This window comes from Amycolatopsis sp. PS_44_ISF1 (genome assembly GCF_032335455.1).
GTDB lineage: Bacteria > Actinomycetota > Actinomycetes > Mycobacteriales > Pseudonocardiaceae > Amycolatopsis.
This window is the reverse complement of the sequence record NZ_JANUXO010000004.1, coordinates 722,722-738,478: the sequence shown is the minus strand read 5'-3', so window position 1 is coordinate 738,478 and position 15,757 is coordinate 722,722. Positions and strand designations below refer to the sequence as shown.

At 70.4% G+C, this 15,757-nt stretch carries 15 protein-coding genes, 3 tRNA genes and 1 pseudogene; 3 read left to right on the top strand and 16 right to left on the bottom strand.

What is annotated here, in order from left to right; genetic code table 11:
• Positions 1-23 precede the first annotated feature (23 nt).
• The 11 genes from NYF13_RS33265 to NYF13_RS33215 form a co-directional block, all read right to left on the bottom strand.
• Positions 24-296: a hypothetical protein gene (locus NYF13_RS33265; RefSeq protein WP_315661889.1), complete on the bottom strand. Its 273-nt coding sequence runs from the start codon at positions 294-296 to the stop codon at positions 24-26.
• Positions 297-338: 42 nt separating this feature from the next.
• Positions 339-1,376: a major capsid protein gene (locus tag NYF13_RS33260; protein WP_315661888.1), complete on the bottom strand. Its 1,038-nt coding sequence runs from the start codon at positions 1,374-1,376 to the stop codon at positions 339-341.
• A 32-nt stretch (positions 1,377-1,408) separates the two neighbouring features.
• Complete coding sequence (locus tag NYF13_RS33255) at positions 1,409-1,807, bottom strand: head decoration protein (RefSeq protein WP_315661887.1); 399 nt, start codon at positions 1,805-1,807, stop codon at positions 1,409-1,411.
• Between the two features lie 26 nt (positions 1,808-1,833).
• Entirely contained in the window at positions 1,834-2,361 is a 528-nt protein-coding gene (locus tag NYF13_RS33250) for a hypothetical protein (RefSeq protein ID WP_315661886.1), read from the bottom strand.
• Positions 2,362-2,406: 45 nt separating this feature from the next.
• Positions 2,407-3,453 carry a hypothetical protein gene (locus NYF13_RS33245; RefSeq protein ID WP_315661885.1) on the bottom strand — a complete coding sequence of 349 codons (1,047 nt, stop codon included), beginning with the start codon at positions 3,451-3,453 and terminating at the stop codon, positions 2,407-2,409.
• A gap of 3 nt (positions 3,454-3,456) precedes the next feature.
• Positions 3,457-4,887 carry a phage portal protein gene (locus NYF13_RS33240; RefSeq protein WP_315661884.1) on the bottom strand — a complete coding sequence of 477 codons (1,431 nt, stop codon included), beginning with the start codon at positions 4,885-4,887 and terminating at the stop codon, positions 3,457-3,459.
• A 93-nt stretch (positions 4,888-4,980) separates the two neighbouring features.
• Entirely contained in the window at positions 4,981-6,609 is a 1,629-nt protein-coding gene (locus NYF13_RS33235; RefSeq protein WP_315661883.1) for a hypothetical protein, read from the bottom strand.
• Positions 6,610-6,633: 24 nt separating this feature from the next.
• Entirely contained in the window at positions 6,634-7,113 is a 480-nt protein-coding gene (locus NYF13_RS33230; protein ID WP_315661882.1) for a hypothetical protein, read from the bottom strand.
• Positions 7,114-7,136: 23 nt separating this feature from the next.
• A complete protein-coding gene (locus NYF13_RS33225) occupies positions 7,137-9,008 on the bottom strand; it encodes a hypothetical protein (protein WP_315661881.1) in 1,872 nt (623 codons plus the stop codon).
• A gap of 839 nt (positions 9,009-9,847) precedes the next feature.
• Positions 9,848-9,919, bottom strand: a tRNA-Trp gene (locus NYF13_RS33220).
• Positions 9,920-10,134: 215 nt separating this feature from the next.
• Positions 10,135-10,207: transfer RNA gene (locus NYF13_RS33215), tRNA-Asn, on the bottom strand.
• Between the two features lie 18 nt (positions 10,208-10,225).
• Here NYF13_RS33215 and NYF13_RS33210 point away from each other — a divergent pair.
• Positions 10,226-10,621, top strand: a complete 396-nt coding sequence (locus NYF13_RS33210; protein ID WP_315661880.1) for a hypothetical protein — start codon at positions 10,226-10,228, stop codon at positions 10,619-10,621.
• A gap of 1 nt (position 10,622) precedes the next feature.
• Here NYF13_RS33210 and NYF13_RS33205 read toward each other — a convergent pair.
• From NYF13_RS33205 to NYF13_RS33190, 4 genes are all read right to left on the bottom strand, one after another.
• Positions 10,623-10,695, bottom strand: a tRNA-Lys gene (locus tag NYF13_RS33205).
• Positions 10,696-10,957: 262 nt separating this feature from the next.
• Entirely contained in the window at positions 10,958-11,398 is a 441-nt protein-coding gene (locus NYF13_RS33200) for a hypothetical protein (RefSeq protein WP_315661879.1), read from the bottom strand.
• 321 nt (positions 11,399-11,719) lie between these two features.
• A complete protein-coding gene (locus NYF13_RS33195) occupies positions 11,720-11,899 on the bottom strand; it encodes a hypothetical protein (RefSeq protein ID WP_315661878.1) in 180 nt (59 codons plus the stop codon).
• 33 nt (positions 11,900-11,932) lie between these two features.
• Complete coding sequence (locus NYF13_RS33190; RefSeq protein WP_315661877.1) at positions 11,933-13,531, bottom strand: recombinase family protein; 1,599 nt, start codon at positions 13,529-13,531, stop codon at positions 11,933-11,935.
• A gap of 74 nt (positions 13,532-13,605) precedes the next feature.
• Between NYF13_RS33190 and NYF13_RS33185 the strand changes: the two are divergent.
• A pseudogene (locus NYF13_RS33185) lies at positions 13,606-13,782 on the top strand (MTH1187 family thiamine-binding protein); the annotation flags it as partial.
• 269 nt (positions 13,783-14,051) lie between these two features.
• Here the strand turns inward: NYF13_RS33185 and NYF13_RS33180 are convergent.
• Positions 14,052-14,441, bottom strand: a complete 390-nt coding sequence (locus NYF13_RS33180) for a hypothetical protein (RefSeq protein WP_315661876.1) — start codon at positions 14,439-14,441, stop codon at positions 14,052-14,054.
• A 173-nt stretch (positions 14,442-14,614) separates the two neighbouring features.
• Between NYF13_RS33180 and NYF13_RS33175 the strand changes: the two genes are divergently transcribed.
• Positions 14,615-15,547, top strand: a complete 933-nt coding sequence (locus tag NYF13_RS33175) for a tetratricopeptide repeat protein (RefSeq protein WP_315661875.1) — start codon at positions 14,615-14,617, stop codon at positions 15,545-15,547.
• Positions 15,548-15,757 lie beyond the last annotated feature (210 nt).

Here is a 15,757-nt window from a genome sequence, read left to right as displayed (position 1 = left end):
CGATGGGACCGGCCCCTCCCGAATCACTCGGCCTTCGCCTCGGCTGTCTTCGCCGCGGGCCTGCGCCGGACGGTCTTGACCGGGGTCGGGGTCAGCTCGGCCGGAGCCTCGATGGGCGCGGCCGGTACCTCGACGCGCAGGACTGGAGTCGGGGCGGGCTCGGTGACGGCGGGCTCGTCCAGGAGGGCAAGGCCGTTGGTCACCTCGGCCCAGTCCGGGACGCGGTCACCCGGCTCGAGGACGGCAGTCTTCGCGCCGTCCTCGGAGCGGACGTGGACGGTGGTGCGCACCCGCATGGGCGCTCCCTTCTATGTCTCCGAGAGGTCTCGGTGGGAAAATCAGACGGAAGCGATGAACAGGCGCTTCGGCTGGGAGAGGATCGGCATGGCCGTCGCGTCCACGTAGGTGAACTGGCGGTAGGGCGGGCCCACCTTCTCGACGATGCCGACGAGGCCGGCCGCGCCCTGGAAGGTCATCTCCGCGTGCTTGCTGTTCACCAGCTCCAGCGCGGTGACCGAGACGCCCAGGGCGGTGAAGCCCAGGTCGCCCAGGTTGGCCGGGGTGAACAGGACCTTGCCGTCCTGCATGACCTTGGTGGCGACGCCGTCCACGTCCAGCGACGTGTCGGGCAGCTCCACCAGGGGCGGGAGGTCCTCCGAGGCCAGGAAGTCGCGCAACTCCTGCGCGGTGACGCGCTGGGAGGTCGAGACGTTCGCCGGGCCACGGATCGCGCGGACGAGCTGCTCGTTCCGCTGCATGAGCCGGATGGTCTTGAGCTTCGCCCGGATCGCACCCGGGGCGCCCACACCGGAATCCACGTACGCCTGCTGCCAGGAGAGCAGGTCATCCAGGATCGGGGCCGTCGGGTCCGTCCAGCTCTTGGCCGCGGAGACGATGTTCCCGGTCGGGACGCCGAAGTCGGCCTCGCCCTTGTAGCCGTTCTCGTCGATGGTCAGCTTGCCGTCGGTGAGCACGTCACCCCAGGCCAGCTCCAGCCGGTTGTAGACCGAGCTGGTCAGGTTCTCCGCGTCGTTGTAGATCGCGTTAGCGAGCGCGGCCTTGTTCGTGCCGGAGGTCCGGGCGAACTGGATCTGGAGCCGCTCGTACTCGCCGAGGTTCATGCTGTTGCCCAGCGGCAGGAGCGAGACCTCGGAGGTACTTCCGCCGTCGCGTGCCATCGTCGGGAGGCCGCCGTCGAACGCGCGGAACTTCGCGGTCCGGTTGGTGTGGACCAGCTCGGAGAAGTCCACCTTGTGGTCGTCGACCGACTTGGTGCCGATGTTGCTGTAGAAAGCCAGGTTCGCCGGCGTCGGCACCTCGCGCACGAAGGCGGTGAGGGCGTCCGGGGTGACCTCGGCGTCGAAGAAGATCGCCATGAGTTGGGGTTGGCTCCTGTTCTCGCCGAGGATCAGGCGTAGAAGTGGATGAGCGGGAGGGCGGTCTTCACGGCCGCGGACGGCGTACCGCCGGGCAGCTTCGAGCCGAACACGAAGCCGTGGATCAGTTCGGCCGTGCCGAACTTCCGGTCGCCGTGGCTGGTGTCGATGCTCTGGAAGAGCAGGCCCTCCGGGACCTGGCGGCCGTCGGTCGCGGTCGTGTCGTACGGGCCGTACAGGCCGGTTGCGGTGACACGGCCGAGCACAGTGCCGGACTTGATGTAGCCGTTGGTCTTGGTGGCAGCGGGGAAGAGGCCGGTGTCGACCGTGATACCGGGCATCGCGTTGGTTTCGGTGCCGTGCGGGCTCGCGAGCCACGAGCGGTCTTCGCTCTGGACGGCCGGGGCCTTGCGGACGGAGATGTCGGTCATGGGGTGGGGTCCCTCCTGCGGGATGGTCAGGACTTCTTGAACCGGCGCGCGGCCTCGGCGCGGCCCTCGTCGGCGGCGGTCGGCTTCGACTTGCCGCCGGTGCCGCCCTGGGACGGGTCGGGCTTGGGAGGCGCGGTCTTCGGCGTGACGCCCTTGAACTCCGCGAGCTTCTTGGCGAAGTCGCGAATGGAGTCCTCGTCGTCGCCCACCAGGAGGTCGGCGGGGAGGCCGGTCTCGGCGGCGACCTTGTACTTCGCGAGGTCGCGCTCCGCCTTGCTCGCCTTGTCCTCGGCGGCCTGGAGCTTCTGGTCCGGGGTCATGCCCTGGGCCTTGATCTGGGCCAGCTCGGCCGCGGCGTCCTTGTTCTCCTTGGCGCGGGTCTCCCACTTGCGGGAGTTCGTCTGGAGAGACTCGAACTTCGCGGTCAGCTCGGCGAGCTTCTCGTCCGTCGTGCGCGCATCTTCTGCGGACTTGTCGCCTTCGGGCTTCTGCTCGGCCGGGGCCGTGTTCTGCTCCGGAGTTTCGGTTTCGGACTGGGCGGTGGAAGCGGTCATGGTGGGTACTCCCGTGCGGGAAAGGCCCCGTTGCGGGGCGGGGAATCAGGCGATGTAGCCGAACCGCTTGAGGAGCCGGACGGCGTCCTCGCGGTTCTCGGCGAGTTGATAAATCGCTTCGGGCATGAGGCGCGGTGTTCTCGCGCGATCGCGGGCGGAACCGGTCTCCGCAGTGAGGCGGGCGCCGGCGAGGCCGCGCTTGGTGGTGCCCTCTGAGGTGATGTAAACGGGGCGGCCGTAGACGTCCGTGCGGGCGAGCCGTCCTCGGTTCTTGCCTTCGCGGAGGCTCTTCTGCTCCTCGGCGGTGAGGCGGCCGGGAGCGGTGAGGCCCAGGGCGCCTCGACGGGCGTTGACGACCTGGTGGATGTTGGCTCCGTCGCGGATGGCCTCGGCGCCCGCCTTGGTGAACTGGCGGTTCTGGTCGGCCTCCGGCAGGGAGCGGAAGTGCGTCATCGGGTCCGACTCCGGCGTCAGGTCCGGTGTGTCCTCGGAGGCGGGGATGTTCCGGCACTTACAGACCGGGTGCCGGTCGAAGCCGCTGCTCCAGCGGTACCAGCGGCCTGCGAGGACGACGCAGCGGGAGCAGGCTCCGGGCTCGACGAGCCGGACCCAGCCGGTCCTCGGCCGTGCGGCGATGGACAGACCGGTCGCGGTCCGGCCCGCGTCCTGGACCTGGGTACTGACGATGCGGGTGAGCTGGGCCAGGCCGGCCGCCATCGCCTCGGCTGCGGTGGCGCCGGTGGCCTGGGCAACGCTGGACGTGATGAGCGGCTGGAGGAGCAGGGAGTCCAGCGGTTGGCCGTCGGACGCGATGCCCGCGAGCGAGGACGTGACGACGGTACCGTCCGCGACCACGAGGGCATCGGCCTCGGCGAGGATGATGTCCGTGTAGGTCTCGGCGGCGATCGCGGCCAGCTCCTGGGCGCGGGCGACGCTGAGGAAGATCTGGTCGCCGATCTGGTCCTGTACCCAGCTCTCGGAGAACCGCGTGGGGTCCAGGCCCGCCCAGATGTCCTGGGTGGCCTGGACCGCGGCGAGCATGATTTTCGCCTGCTGCTCGTAGGACTCGGCGGCGACGGCGGTGTCCAGCATGGACTACTCCGTCGCGGTCGGCGGCGCGTCTGCCTCGGCCGGGTCGTTGACCTCGGTGTTGGCGCCGGGGTTGCCGGTGACGCCCTGGCGGTAGGCGTTGATCTGCCGGGCGAGCACGTCGGTGGCGGCGAGCTGCTGCTCCCGCATCCGCTTGAGTTCCGTGATGCGGGTCTGGGAGTAGCCCATCTCTTCCCAGGCGGCCTCGACGGGGAGGATGTTGGCCTGGACGAGCTTGACCGCGGCGTCGGCCTGCTGGGCGCGCGTGGGCGTGGCCGGGTCGCGCCAGATGGTCTCCAGCTCCTTGAAGGAGTCGTCCCATTCGCCGGTCACGATGCGCTTGACGATGCGCATGGCCTCTTCCCAGGCTCCGCCCCAGGAACGCTGCCGGCGCTCGGCGCGCTTCACGATCCGGGCCTCGTCGGCGCGGATGCCCTCGGCGCTCGGCGGGTTCGCGGTGTTCTGGCCGAAGAAGCGCAGCGGGAGACCGGTCACGCTGGAGACCATCGAGGCGTAGTGATCGACGATGGTCTTGAAGTTGCTCAGGTCCGCGGCGGAGAACTGGAAGAGCTTCGCCTCCGGGTTCTCCAGTGCCCAGATGGCACCGAAGTACGCCTGCCACTTCGGCATGACCTTGCCGTCGGGGCCGACGAAGTCCTGTTCCTTGGCGCCGAGTACGGCGCGTTGGGGGACGGACAGGGCCTCGGTGGCGAGCTGGGCGAGGGTGAGCGCCCGCGCGGCGGCGTCGGTGAGGTCGATGACGTCCTGGAGTTCGGAGACGCCGTAGCGGTCGCCGACTCGTGCCCGGTTGATCAGCGGGACGACAGGGACGCGGCCCAGGCCGTGCTCGTCGCGGTCGACCTCGGTCCAGCCGCGGGTCGGGCCGCTCCAGCGCCTTTCTGCCCAGATGGTGACATGGGGGAGGTAAATGGTGGCCTTGTCGACGACAAGGCCGTCCTCATCCTGGTCGCGGTAGAGCCGGAGCGCGGCGGTAACCTCGCGGGTCTTCGGCGAGATCTCGGCGGTCATCTCCATCGGCGACTCGACCGTGATGAGCGGGGTCTCTGTGTCATCGGCGCGGGAGCCGATGCAGATGTAGGAGCGGCCGTAGATGATGGCGTCGAGGTGGCCGAGCTGGCTTTCCTCATCGAGGTTGTTGGCCTGCCAGATGCGCCAGAGGTCGGCGTCGCGCTCGTGCTTGCCGGGGAGCCGGAAGCCTTCGAGGTCGATGCGCTCTTCGAGGCTGTCGGCGGTGATCCGGGGCCAGTTCACGCACACGACGAACTGGCGCAGGTCCGGCGGGATGGCGAGGCCGAGCTGTTCGAGGTGGTGGGTGCCCTCGTAGTAGTCGCCATAGCGCAGAAGCTTGGCGGCGTCCCGGCGGAGCTGGGTGGCGAGCCGGGTGAGGATGTTGAGTTCGGAGATGGACAGGGGCACGAGGTGGCGCCCTCCCTTCGCGTGAGGGCGCCACCGGGTGATCACAGGGGCGCGGCGATGTCGACGCGAGAGGCGTCAAGGGGGAATTGACGTTCAGGCCAGGACGAGGATTCGCCTGGACTCGGGCTTCCCCCACCCGCTCGTCAGGGCGTCGGAGACGGCCTCGTGGGCGAGCGCGGAAGCCATGGCCACATCGATCTTCTGGTGGTCGGCGGGCTTGGTGAGGACGTACTTTTGTCCAGGGACGGCCCGCTTGCGCGCGTTCGCGATGTGGATCTTCGCGATGGAGCACGCGTCGTGCGTGAGCCGGCCGCTTGCCAGGTCGACCTCGAAGCGGCGCAGGGAGTCGTACATGGCTGACTGGCGGTTGGTCGCCCACTCCATGACGCGTTTGTCGCCGTAGCGCAGCGACCATTCGCCGATCTCGGAGTACCAGTCGTGCGGGTCGGCGTAGAGCCGCCCGACGTTGAAACGGGCGAAGATCTCGTCGATGGCGGCGTGGACCTCGTCGCGCGGGATGGCCCCGCCCCACTCGGCCGGGTTCCAGACCGTCGGGCGCCGGTCCGGGCCGTAGACCGGGGTGAACTGCCAACCGTCGGCGGTCTCGGCGCGCAGGGCGGTCCAGTCGTTGTTCTCACTACCGTCGAATCCGAGGCAGATGAGTTCGCCTTCTACAGGGGATCTCTGCGCGTTCTCTGTCTCATCCCAACGACCGTCCGGCAGCCACGTGCCTGCGGCGTAGACGAGCCTGTTGCCGAAGAACCGCTCCGCTTGCTGCGGGTCGACGCGGAGAAGCTCGGCGGCCTCGCCCTCGATGTCGTCGAGGTTGACCCAGGGGCTCCCGGCGTAGACGTAGCGGAGGATCTTCCGGCGCTCGGCCTTATTCCGGAACGACAACGACGTAGGCGCCTGCGGGAAGTCGACGAAGATGTCTTCCATGCCGGACTCGAAAGTCCGCTGGGCCACGGAGTTCTCCGTCGGGTCCCAGCCGTTCGTCGTCTCCCAGGCCCGGCCACCCATACCGGCGAGGCCGCGGCGCTGGGTCTCGGCGACCTTGACCATGCCGGTCGACGGGACCCAGATACCGGTCTCGTCCTGGGGGACGAACGTGACGCGCGCGCCGAGGCGCGAGCGCGCGTTGCTCGTGACGGTGTCGATGCGTCCGCCGTTGGGGAGGCGGATGAACTCCTCGCCGGTCTTCGGGATGAGTTCGGAGAGCCAGCCTCCCTCGATCATGGGACGGAGCGCGGCGTAGATGTTCGCCGTCTGCTCTTCCGACGTCGCGGTGATCTGGATGAGCGGGGTGGGCCAGTGCGTCCCCATCGGCTCGCCCGGCTCGTAGACGTAGATGAAGCCGCACCCGCAACCCCAGTCGCGGCAGTCGTAGACCTCGCCGCCGGTCGCCCAGCCGTCGAGGAGGACGGGGCCGACGGCCTCGGCGCAGATGACGGAGGACGTGAAGGGGCCTTTGCCGGTCTTCTGCGGGCGCACGGTCTGCGAGCGCCGGAACATGAACGCGGAGGCGTACTGGTTGGCGCGGACGCCCTGGGCGCCCGGCTTGACGCGGTAGTGGTTGAGGTAGTTCCACGCCTGCCAGCCGGACAGGATGAACGGTTCCCCCTTGGAGAATCCGTCGGGGATCACGCAGTGGGCCTCGACCCAGTCGATGTTCAGGAAGCCGAGCGTCGGGAAGTCGATGGGCGGGAACTCAGGGGAGGCCATCGTGTAAACGGCCTCCCTTCTGGGTTAGGCGTCCTCGGGCGGCGGGACGACCTTGAAGCGGTCGCGCGCCGAAGGACGGCTCCGCGCGGGCCGTGCGGCTGGAGACTGCGAAACAGGTGATGCCGTTGTGGCAGAGGGGGAGTCAGCGATCTTCCAGCGGAACCGGGCCAAGCCGACGAGGGAGAGACCGAGGTTTTCCTGGAGTTGCTTGACGAGGTTGCGGAGGTTCGCGGCGGCGCCGGGGAGTTCGGCTTCGGCGAGGGAGCGCACGTAGAGCGCGACCTCGACCTCCAGGCCGTTCTTCTCCCACTGGGCCGCCTGGGGTGCGCCCCAGACTCGGTCCCAGTGCAGGAGTTCCGCGGGCGAGGCCGGGATGGACAGCGGCCATGCCGGGATCGGGCCGGCCCGCTCGGTGAGGATGACCCAGTCGCCCTCGCGGTCGCGGCGCAACGCGTTTACATCGGGTGCGGGGCCGGAACGGCCACGGGCGCCACCGGACGTCATGTGGCCATTCCTTCCTTCCAGGACTAAGCGGGTGCGATTGTCGTTACGGTGCCGGACGATCCGCGGTACTTGAGCGCGCCGGCCTCGACGTAGAGCACGCCCCCGCCGGTCGGATTGGAGGTAGGAGCCGTCGTGGCATTCGCGATGGCGATGACACCTACTCCTCCGCCGAGCGAAGACGTCCGAAGTCGGATGCTCGTGTCCACGTGGAGGCTGTCGTCCGTTTTGAGGACGTCGGCGGCCGAGCGGTAGAGGTTGACGTCGCGGGCCGCGGGGCCCGGACCCCATTCGGTCTTGCCGTCCGGTCCGATGTGGAACGGCAGGGTCGCCCCGGCGCCGAGGTAGAGGTCCGTGGCCACGTGGAGGCTGTCATCGGTCTTGAGTCGGTCGGCGGCCGAGCGGTAGAGGTTGGTGTCCGCTCCGATCTTGACCTGTCCGCCCACCGTGACGTCTCCGGCGACCGTGCCGCCTGACTGCTGGAGGTAGCGAGCGTCGCCCGCGGCCTGGTCGAGCGCGCCGATGGCGGCCGGCGTGAGATGGTCGGCGCCACCGGACGCGTGTCGCGCGGCGTGGGACGGCGGCGCGGTCTCCAAAGTGGTGATTCGGTCGAGCGTCTGGGGACGTTCGGCGTGGACGTGGTCTGCGCGAGCGGAGTACGGGCTGGTCCCGACCGTGTTCACCGAACCGACGGCCTTTGGGAACTGGCCGGAGGAGGGCTGGGCGAGCATCTTCGCCACGCCAGCGACCTCGGGTCGCGCGGCGACGACGGCGGCGACTGTGCGGGCGCGCGCGACGGCGTCGGAGCGGCTGCTCGCGCTGCTCTCGATGTGCGTCCACGCGACTCCCTTTGCGGAGGCGTCGTCGCCCTGGACGTTCGTGAGCGCGGTGAGGCTGGTCCCGGAACCGGAGGAGTCCCAGCCGCGCCCGACGGCGAAGCCGATGTCCGCGAGTTCGCGGGCGATGCGACGCGAGGTCGGACCCGGATTGGCCGAACCGGTCGCGACGATCTTCTCCAGGCCGGGCGCCGAGGAGTCGGCGAAACCGTGCCACTGGACAGCCGGGACGTTCCGGTCGGCGTAAGCGGCGACTACCTGGTGGAAGAGGCTTCCGGTCTGCTTGCAGACGTCGGCGATTGCATAACCGCCCTGCTGGATTCCCGTCGCGTCGCGGTGCGCGCCGGCGAGAATTAGGAGGGCGCCAGGCGTCTTCCGCCAGTGGTCGAGAGCGAGCTTCTCGGAGTGCTGGTCGGCGACCGGGTGGGGTGCCTGAACCATGAGCTGTACCGGCGCGGAAAGGTTGACGAGGAAGGCGCCCCAGGCGCGCTCGGTACCCGTCTCGCACGCGGCCAAGAGGAACGGGCGTCGGGAGACTGAGTCGTAGCCGGGGGTCAGGGAGAAACCCAGCGGCGCGAGCATTGTGGAGGCGTCCGCGCCCAGGAACGCGAGGCGTTCGATGCCGGTGACCGCGGCGAGCGCTTCGGCGGCGGTCGGCTCGCGGTACGCCTGAGCGGTCGAAAACCCGGCGGTGAAACGGGTCAGCCACGCGCCGAGGTCGGCGGTCTGAACAGGGCGGAGTTCGAGGGGGAGTTGGGTGAAGGGGATGGTCGCGTCGGAACCGAGGCTGGCCACGCCGTCAGCGACGCCGCGCGCCGACATCGGGACGGCGTTGATCTGCTCGGGCGTAATCGTCGCGATGGCGGCGTCCAACTCCGCTTGCGTGGCGGGATCGACGCCGTTGCGCGGCGCACCGCCGTCGCTGGCCTCGCGGCGGACGACAAGGCCCTGCGCGGCGAGGCCGAATCGCTCGACGGTCGAGTCCGGGACGACGTCGTTGGCGACGTAGCCGCGGGTGTACCCGAAGAAGATCGGGGCAGTGGCGACCCAGACGAGGACCATGAGCAGACCTCCGGGGGTCAGGTCGAGGGACAGAGGGACTTTGAAGACGTTTGAACCCGGCGGACCCCGAGCTGCCCTCTCCACCGGTCTAAGCAGGGGAGGGGGAGGGGAGGTACCCCCAGGGTGCGGAGCCGGGTCGGCCGGAGTGGTGAGCCGTGCGCGAAGGGAGCGCGCGTCTCAGAGTTTCTGAGGACTTGTTTCAGAGACCGGACTTCCGCCATCCGTAGTTGCATCGGCGACATTGCGCCTCGATGCCGTCATGGCTCGTCCCGCCGTGGCGGACGGCCACGCGGTGTCCCCCGGTTGCGGGGTTGTCCGGTGTAAACGGTGTGCCGCATCGAGTGCAGTGAGTGGCGTTGGCCTTGGCCTTGGCAGTCGCCTTGCGGTGCGCATGTCCGTAGCCGCGTTGCGCAGCGGAGCCGCGCTCGGCCTCGTATTTCCGTTGGCACGCAGTGCATCGCGTGGAGGTAGTGGGCTCACCGCATCCGTCCTCACGGCACACGCGCTTGGCCCTGGCCATGACATGCCTGCCTTCTGCCCCGTGGTGCGTGGGCCTGGAGTTCCCGGGGCTTGAACGCGTGCGCCCCAGCTCGCCGACGAGGGGGAGCTGGGCACGGGTGGGGGGGTGCTGGGATAGGGGGAGGGGTAGAGCTACCGGGGGCGGGAAGCCGGGGGTGTGGCGTGGGTGAGGCACACGGCCTCCCCGGTGCCCGGGTGCACGCGGCCGGCAGGGGCGCTGCACCGATAGCCCTGGGGTGTCCTGGCCTGGCACTTGTAGCCCGCCCGCTGGAGGACTCGCAGCGCTGTCGTCACGGCCTTCTCCTTCCGGCCAGGGGTTGCGCGGGCGCGGGGACTTGAACCCCGTTCGCTGGCTTTGGAGACCAGTGCCTCGACCAATCGGCTTCGCCCGCCTGCACGGCTCCGGGGCGTCCCTCGGTTCTTGACGGCGGCCGTCGCCGGACCTCGGCGTGCCGGAGCAGGGGCCGAGGACGATAGGTGCCCTACGTCGTCAGGCCGACGTCACCACGTGACCGCCCTCCGGGCCAGAGGGGCGCGCGCTCGTCCGGACTTGCGCGCGAGGGGGCGTCACCGCACCGCGGCGGGATGGGCCGATCCTGTCTCTCTGCTCCCGGACCAGGGATCGAACCTGGGACGCGCGGATTAACAGTCCGCCGCTCTGCCAACTGAGCTATCCGGGAAAGACGTACAATGTAGAAATGGGTGCAATCCTGGAGAAGGCCGACGAAAACGGCCCGTTCGGCGTCGAGGTCCGGAGCGAAAGCTTCTACGTTGTAACTGACCCGGACGCCCTCGTCCTCTCGGCCATGCGGAACGCGGAGGGCGGCGGCCGGTTTGGTGTGCCGGCCGCGGAGCTGAAGGCGTTCGTCTCGGCGGTGGCCCAAGCGCTCGGCCACCCGACCGCGAGCGGCGCGAAGCTCGCCGATCGCGACTCCTGGGTCGTCACGCAGAACGGCGGGGACGTCGTCGTCGGCGGTCCGGTCATCACGTTCGGGACGGACGAGCTGGAGCGCAAGCCTGTCCAGTCCATCGAGCTGGAGTACGGGGATGCGTACTGGCTCGCCCGCGCGCTGGAGCCGCTCGCCCGGAGCTGAGTGCCGCGCCGGGGGATCGAACCCCGGACCCACCGATTAAGAGTCGGTTGCTCTACCAACTGAGCTAGCGTGGCGAAGACGAGAAAGGCCCCGCCGGGCGCTCAACTCCGGGTAGCAGGCGGAGGAGCGCTCTCGGCGGGGCGGCGGCGGGCTACGGAGTATTCGCACTGCCGACCGCAGAGCTTCCGGACCGGTCCGCGGCGCCCCCACGGGCTCGCGTCGGCGGACCCAGAGGGTCCGGGCTCTCTACCCAGAGAGATCGGCGAGCGCCGTGACTCAGGAGCGTGAAACGGAAAAGGCCCGTCACCGAGGAGGCGACGGGCCTTTTGCTGCGGGCTACCAGCCGCGGGGGCGCTCCGGCGCCGGGTGACCGTCCTCCCAGGCGGCCATCTCCGCGACGTAGCCAGGCTCGACGTCCACGGCGGCGAGGTTGCGAGGGCGGCGCTCCAGGCCGAGGCGGCCGAGTGCGGCGGTCGAGGCGGCCATGTGGGCGTCGTGCTGGGCGGCGCGGTATGCGCTCCACGCGGCGCGGACGGCGGTCTCGTGAGCCTTGGCCTCCGAGCGGATGACGGCGGCCGGTCGGCCCGCGCGACGACCGGCGCACGACACCCCGGCGTAGACCTCGCCCTCGACGTCGCCGTCCGGGGCGGTGATCTCCAGGCGGACGGTCCCCTTCAGTTCCTCGCGCCCGCAGATCTCGCATTCGGTGACGTCGTCGGTGAAGCCCTTCGTGACGTAGGTCAAGGTCTGGGTGGTCTCGGCCAGCGCGTTCGTCATGCCCTCAGTATAGCCACAGAGAATTCTCGGTGGCAAGTTTAAACGCGAAGGCCCCGCCTCCTGGAAAGGAGACGGGGGCACTTGGTCAACGACAGGCCCGACAGACGGATTGGAGCCCGTCCGGCCGGGCGGCGTTGCGGCCGAACTCGGCGACCGGCTTCTCCGTCCGGCACGACGGGCACCGCTTCGCCGTCCGGATGATCCGCGGGCTACCTGCGACCTCGGCCGCGCGGAGCCGACGAGCTACCGCGTGCCGTAGCACGGCGGCGGCGTGCTCGCGTTCGGTCGGATCAGCGATGGCGCCGACGAGTTCCTGGAGGCTCATCCGTCCACCCGGTCGAGGGCGTTGCCGAGAACCAGGAGACCGTACGCCACCCGGACGACGACCAGATCCCATACGGTCATCGAACCCGTGGACTCGAAGGTGCGGAGGCCGACGTCTAAGAGGCGGTCGGCGGTGTTGAAACAGGTCTGGGCGAGGCGCTTTGCGGGTCCGGTCATGCCTTCGAGATCTGCGCAAAGCGCCCCGCCTGCTCACGCGATGCCGGTCAGCCCGGGGTCGACGACGACGGCGCCGTGGCGATAGGTGTGCTCGGTGTGGCCGACGACGACCGGCGCGTTGGCGACCATGACTACCCGTCGCGGGTCCCACACCTTCGAGCCGCGGTTGTCGTCCGCGGCTCGACGGACGATGATCCACGCGTAATTCGCTCGGAGGAGGTCGCGGCGGGCCTCCGGGTTGTCCTCCGTCGCCTCCCAGACCTGCCGCAGCGTGCTACCGGTCTCGATAACCCGCTCGTTCAACGTCCGCGGAGCGTTGAGCGCGGCCTCCCGGCGAGCCTGGGCGTCCTGGAGCGCCTTGAACGCCTCCGGAGTCGCGGCCTCCGACAGAGCGGAGATGGCCGTGTTGACGGCCTCCTCGGCGGCGGCAACCTCGGCCGCCCCGCTCACCTCCCGACGCTTCACGTACTCCGGCCGGTCACCGAACAGGTCGAGGAAGGCGGTCTTGACGTGATCCTCCAAGCGCGAGGACGAGACGTAGGGCGGCTTCGGGCAGCCGCCGTTGCTGTTATAGCGGCAGAAGTACATCCCGCGCCCGCCGTTGTGCGCCTGGGAGAACGCCAGGAGACGCCCGCATGAGCCGCACATCGCGACGCCCGAGAGCCAGCGGTTCGAGCGACGGCCCCCGGTCAGGTGGCCGCTCGCCGACGTACCGGGTCCCTGGAGGCGACGCTCGGCGGCCTCGTCGACCATCGCGCGGAGCGTGGCGGACTCGTCCGGCGTCAGGATCGCGGGGACCGAGACGATCTTGTTGTCGGCGTCGACTACCGGCCGCTTCTTGCCGTTCACGGTGTGGACGAGGTATCCGGCCTGCGGGCCACCAGTGAGGATCTTTCGAACGGTAGTCGTCGACCATGCCTTGGCCCTCCGCGGAGGGTGTCCTTCGTCGGAGTTCAGCCAGCGCGTGACGGCGCACCAGCTCGCACCGCAGAGGATGCGGTCGGCGGCCTCCCGCACGGCGCGGGCCTCCTCCGGGTGCTGTTCGAGGACCAGGCCCTTCCCGTCCGCGGCCTTAACGGGGCGAAAGCCGTACGGGATCACCCCACCGGACCAGCGGCCGGCCGCGCGCGAGCGGCGATGACGCGCCCTGGACCGGTCAATCATGCGGACCCGCTCGCCGCGCGCCAACTCGGCCGCGATGACGAAGCGGAAACGGAACGCGGTTTCGTCCCCGGCCGAGTCGAGGCCCTTAGTGTCGAGAAGGCGGGCCTCCGCGCGGACGGCTTTACCGGTGACGGGGTCCTTGCCCTCGACCGTGTCCATGATCAGCGCGGCGACGTTGATGCCTTCGCGGGTGAGTCGGTCGACGTGCCAGGTGACGAGCGTATCGGCCCGGCACTCGCGCGCGTCGTCGAGCCACTCGGTGAACTCGGGCCGGTCGCGGACGGCGCCGGAGATGCCGTCGTCCACGTGGATCGCAATGACCGTGATGCCCTCGGCCTCACAGAGCCGGACGCAGTCCTCGACCATGCCGTCCTTGGACAGGTTCGAGCCGTCGGCGGCGACCGACAGACGGACGTACAGGGAGCCCGTCCTCGGCGGAGCGGCGGGCAGCGAGTAGCGGCTGTACAACGTAGACCTCCTTAGTGCGACGGAGTCGCTCCAAGTCGAGGTCTGCGGGTCCGGGCTCAATTACCCATATCGCGAACATCGAAGGAAGCTGGGACGAGTGCATGGCGGTGGTGAAGCAGGCCGTCGAGGCCGCGGGGGCGGGTTCGGCCCGCGTCGGGCTGGTGCTCAAGGCCGACATCCGCCCCGGCTACGACTCCGGCCAGCTCACCGCGAAGGTCGAGCGCGTCGAGGCGCACCTGCGGGAGGACTGACGCTCCGCCGCTGAGGCGGGACCGGCCGGTCGGGCCGCAGTACCCCTGGCGGGCCAGCCGTGACCGAGACGATGTGGTCGAGGCGCCGCAGCCCGGCCGCGCGGCCGGGGACAGCCGTGTCCGCCGTCGTGCGGCCGGGGCGGTGGGCGCAGAGTGGCGTGCCCGTCATCACGGGGTGGGCAGCGCGCCCAACGCAGCGGCAGGAGGATCGGGCCAGGGCAGCGCAGGCAGGGCAGCGCAGGCAGGGCAGCGCGGTCAGGACGGTGCGGTCAGGGCAGGGGCGGGGTGAACGCCACCGTCCACCGGCCGTCCTCCGTGGTCACGGCCAGCCGGTAGCTGAAGGGCTGGCCCTGGCCGGAGCGCCCGCTGACCTCGGCCGTGGTCGGGGCGCGGTCGTCGGGGGACAGGCGCACGGTGACGTCGTGCACGGATCGGTCGTCCAGCACCGCGATGTAGTCGTCGGCGAAATCCGAGGCGCCCGAGCCGGGGTAGTTCAGCAGGTCGCCCAGCGCGTCGGCGTCGTGCGCGGACAGCGCCGAGGCCAGGGCGTCGCGCAGGGCGGCCGGGGAGGGCTCGCCCGGGTCGGGCCGGCGGGCGATGAGCGCGGTGACCACGCCGAGCCACACGACCACCGCGGTGACCGCCAGGGCCACCGTCATCCTCCGCCGGCTCATCACGTTCGCTGCCGCCTCCCGCCCGTTCCCGGGTGCGCTTGCCCGAGCCGGGTGAACCGTACCGGTCGGGGCGGGCACCGGCGGTGAAATGCCGGGGGCGGGCGTGCCAGGATGGCAGGGTGACTCACCCACGCGGATCTGCAGCGAACTCGGCGGCGATGTCCGCCGCACTGTCCGGCGCGGTCGACCTGTCCGCGCTCAAGGCCCGGGCCGAATCGTCCCGGAACCAGCCCCCGGCGCCCCCCGCGGGCGCCCCGCCGGCGAACGGTGGCGCCCCGCCCTCCGGCGCGGTCGTCGACGTCACCGAGGCCACCTTCCAGGCCGAGGTGGTCGAGCGCTCGCTGAACCAGCTGGTCGTGGTGGACCTGTGGGCGGAGTGGTGCGGCCCGTGCAAGCAGCTGAGCCCGGTCCTGGAGCGCCTGGCCGCCGAGTCCGGCGGCGCGTGGGTGCTGGCCAAGGTGGACGTGGACGCCAACCCGCGCATCGCGCAGCTGTTCGGCGCCCAGTCGATCCCGACCATCGTCGCGATCGGCGGGGGCCAGCCCGTGGACGCGTTCTCCGGCGCCCTGCCGGAGCCCGAGATCCGCAAGTGGCTGGACGGCCTGCTCGACGCGTTGCGCGACCAGCTTCCCGGCATCCGGGCCGCGGAGCAGGCCGGTGGCGGACCGGTCGAGGAGCCCGAGGACCCGCGGTTCACCGAGGCGGAGGACGCCTTCGAACAGGGTGATTTCGCCGCCGCGCAGGCCGCGTACGAGCGCATCCTCGACGCCGAACCCGCCAACGAACTGGCGAGGAACGCGCTGGCCCAGGTGAAGTTCACCGCCCGCACCGAAGCCGCCGACCCGGACGCCCGCGCGAAGGCCGACGCCGACCCGTCGGACCTCGACGCCCAGCTCGCCGCGGCCGACCTGGACGTCGCCGAGCAGCACGTGGACGCCGCCTTCACCCGCCTGATCGACACGGTCCGCCGCACCGCGGGCGAGGACCGCAACCGCGTCCGTGAGCACCTGATCGCCCTGTTCGAGCTGTTCGACCCGGCTGACGACCGGGTGATGAAGGCCCGCCGCAACTTGGCGAGCGCGCTGTTCTGACCGGCTCCGGCGAGCGTGATCGAGGCCACCTCGGCTGACGGCTCGGCGGGGCCCGCGGCGCGCGCCGCGGGCACCCATCACGCCCGCGGCCCGATGGGGCCCGGACCGGGTGCGTGCCCGTTGTCCCGGTCGGCTCGCGGTTCGGCGGCAGCTCGCCCGGGCCTCGGCGACCGCGATCTCGGCGGAACCCCAGCCCGACCGGGCCCGGTG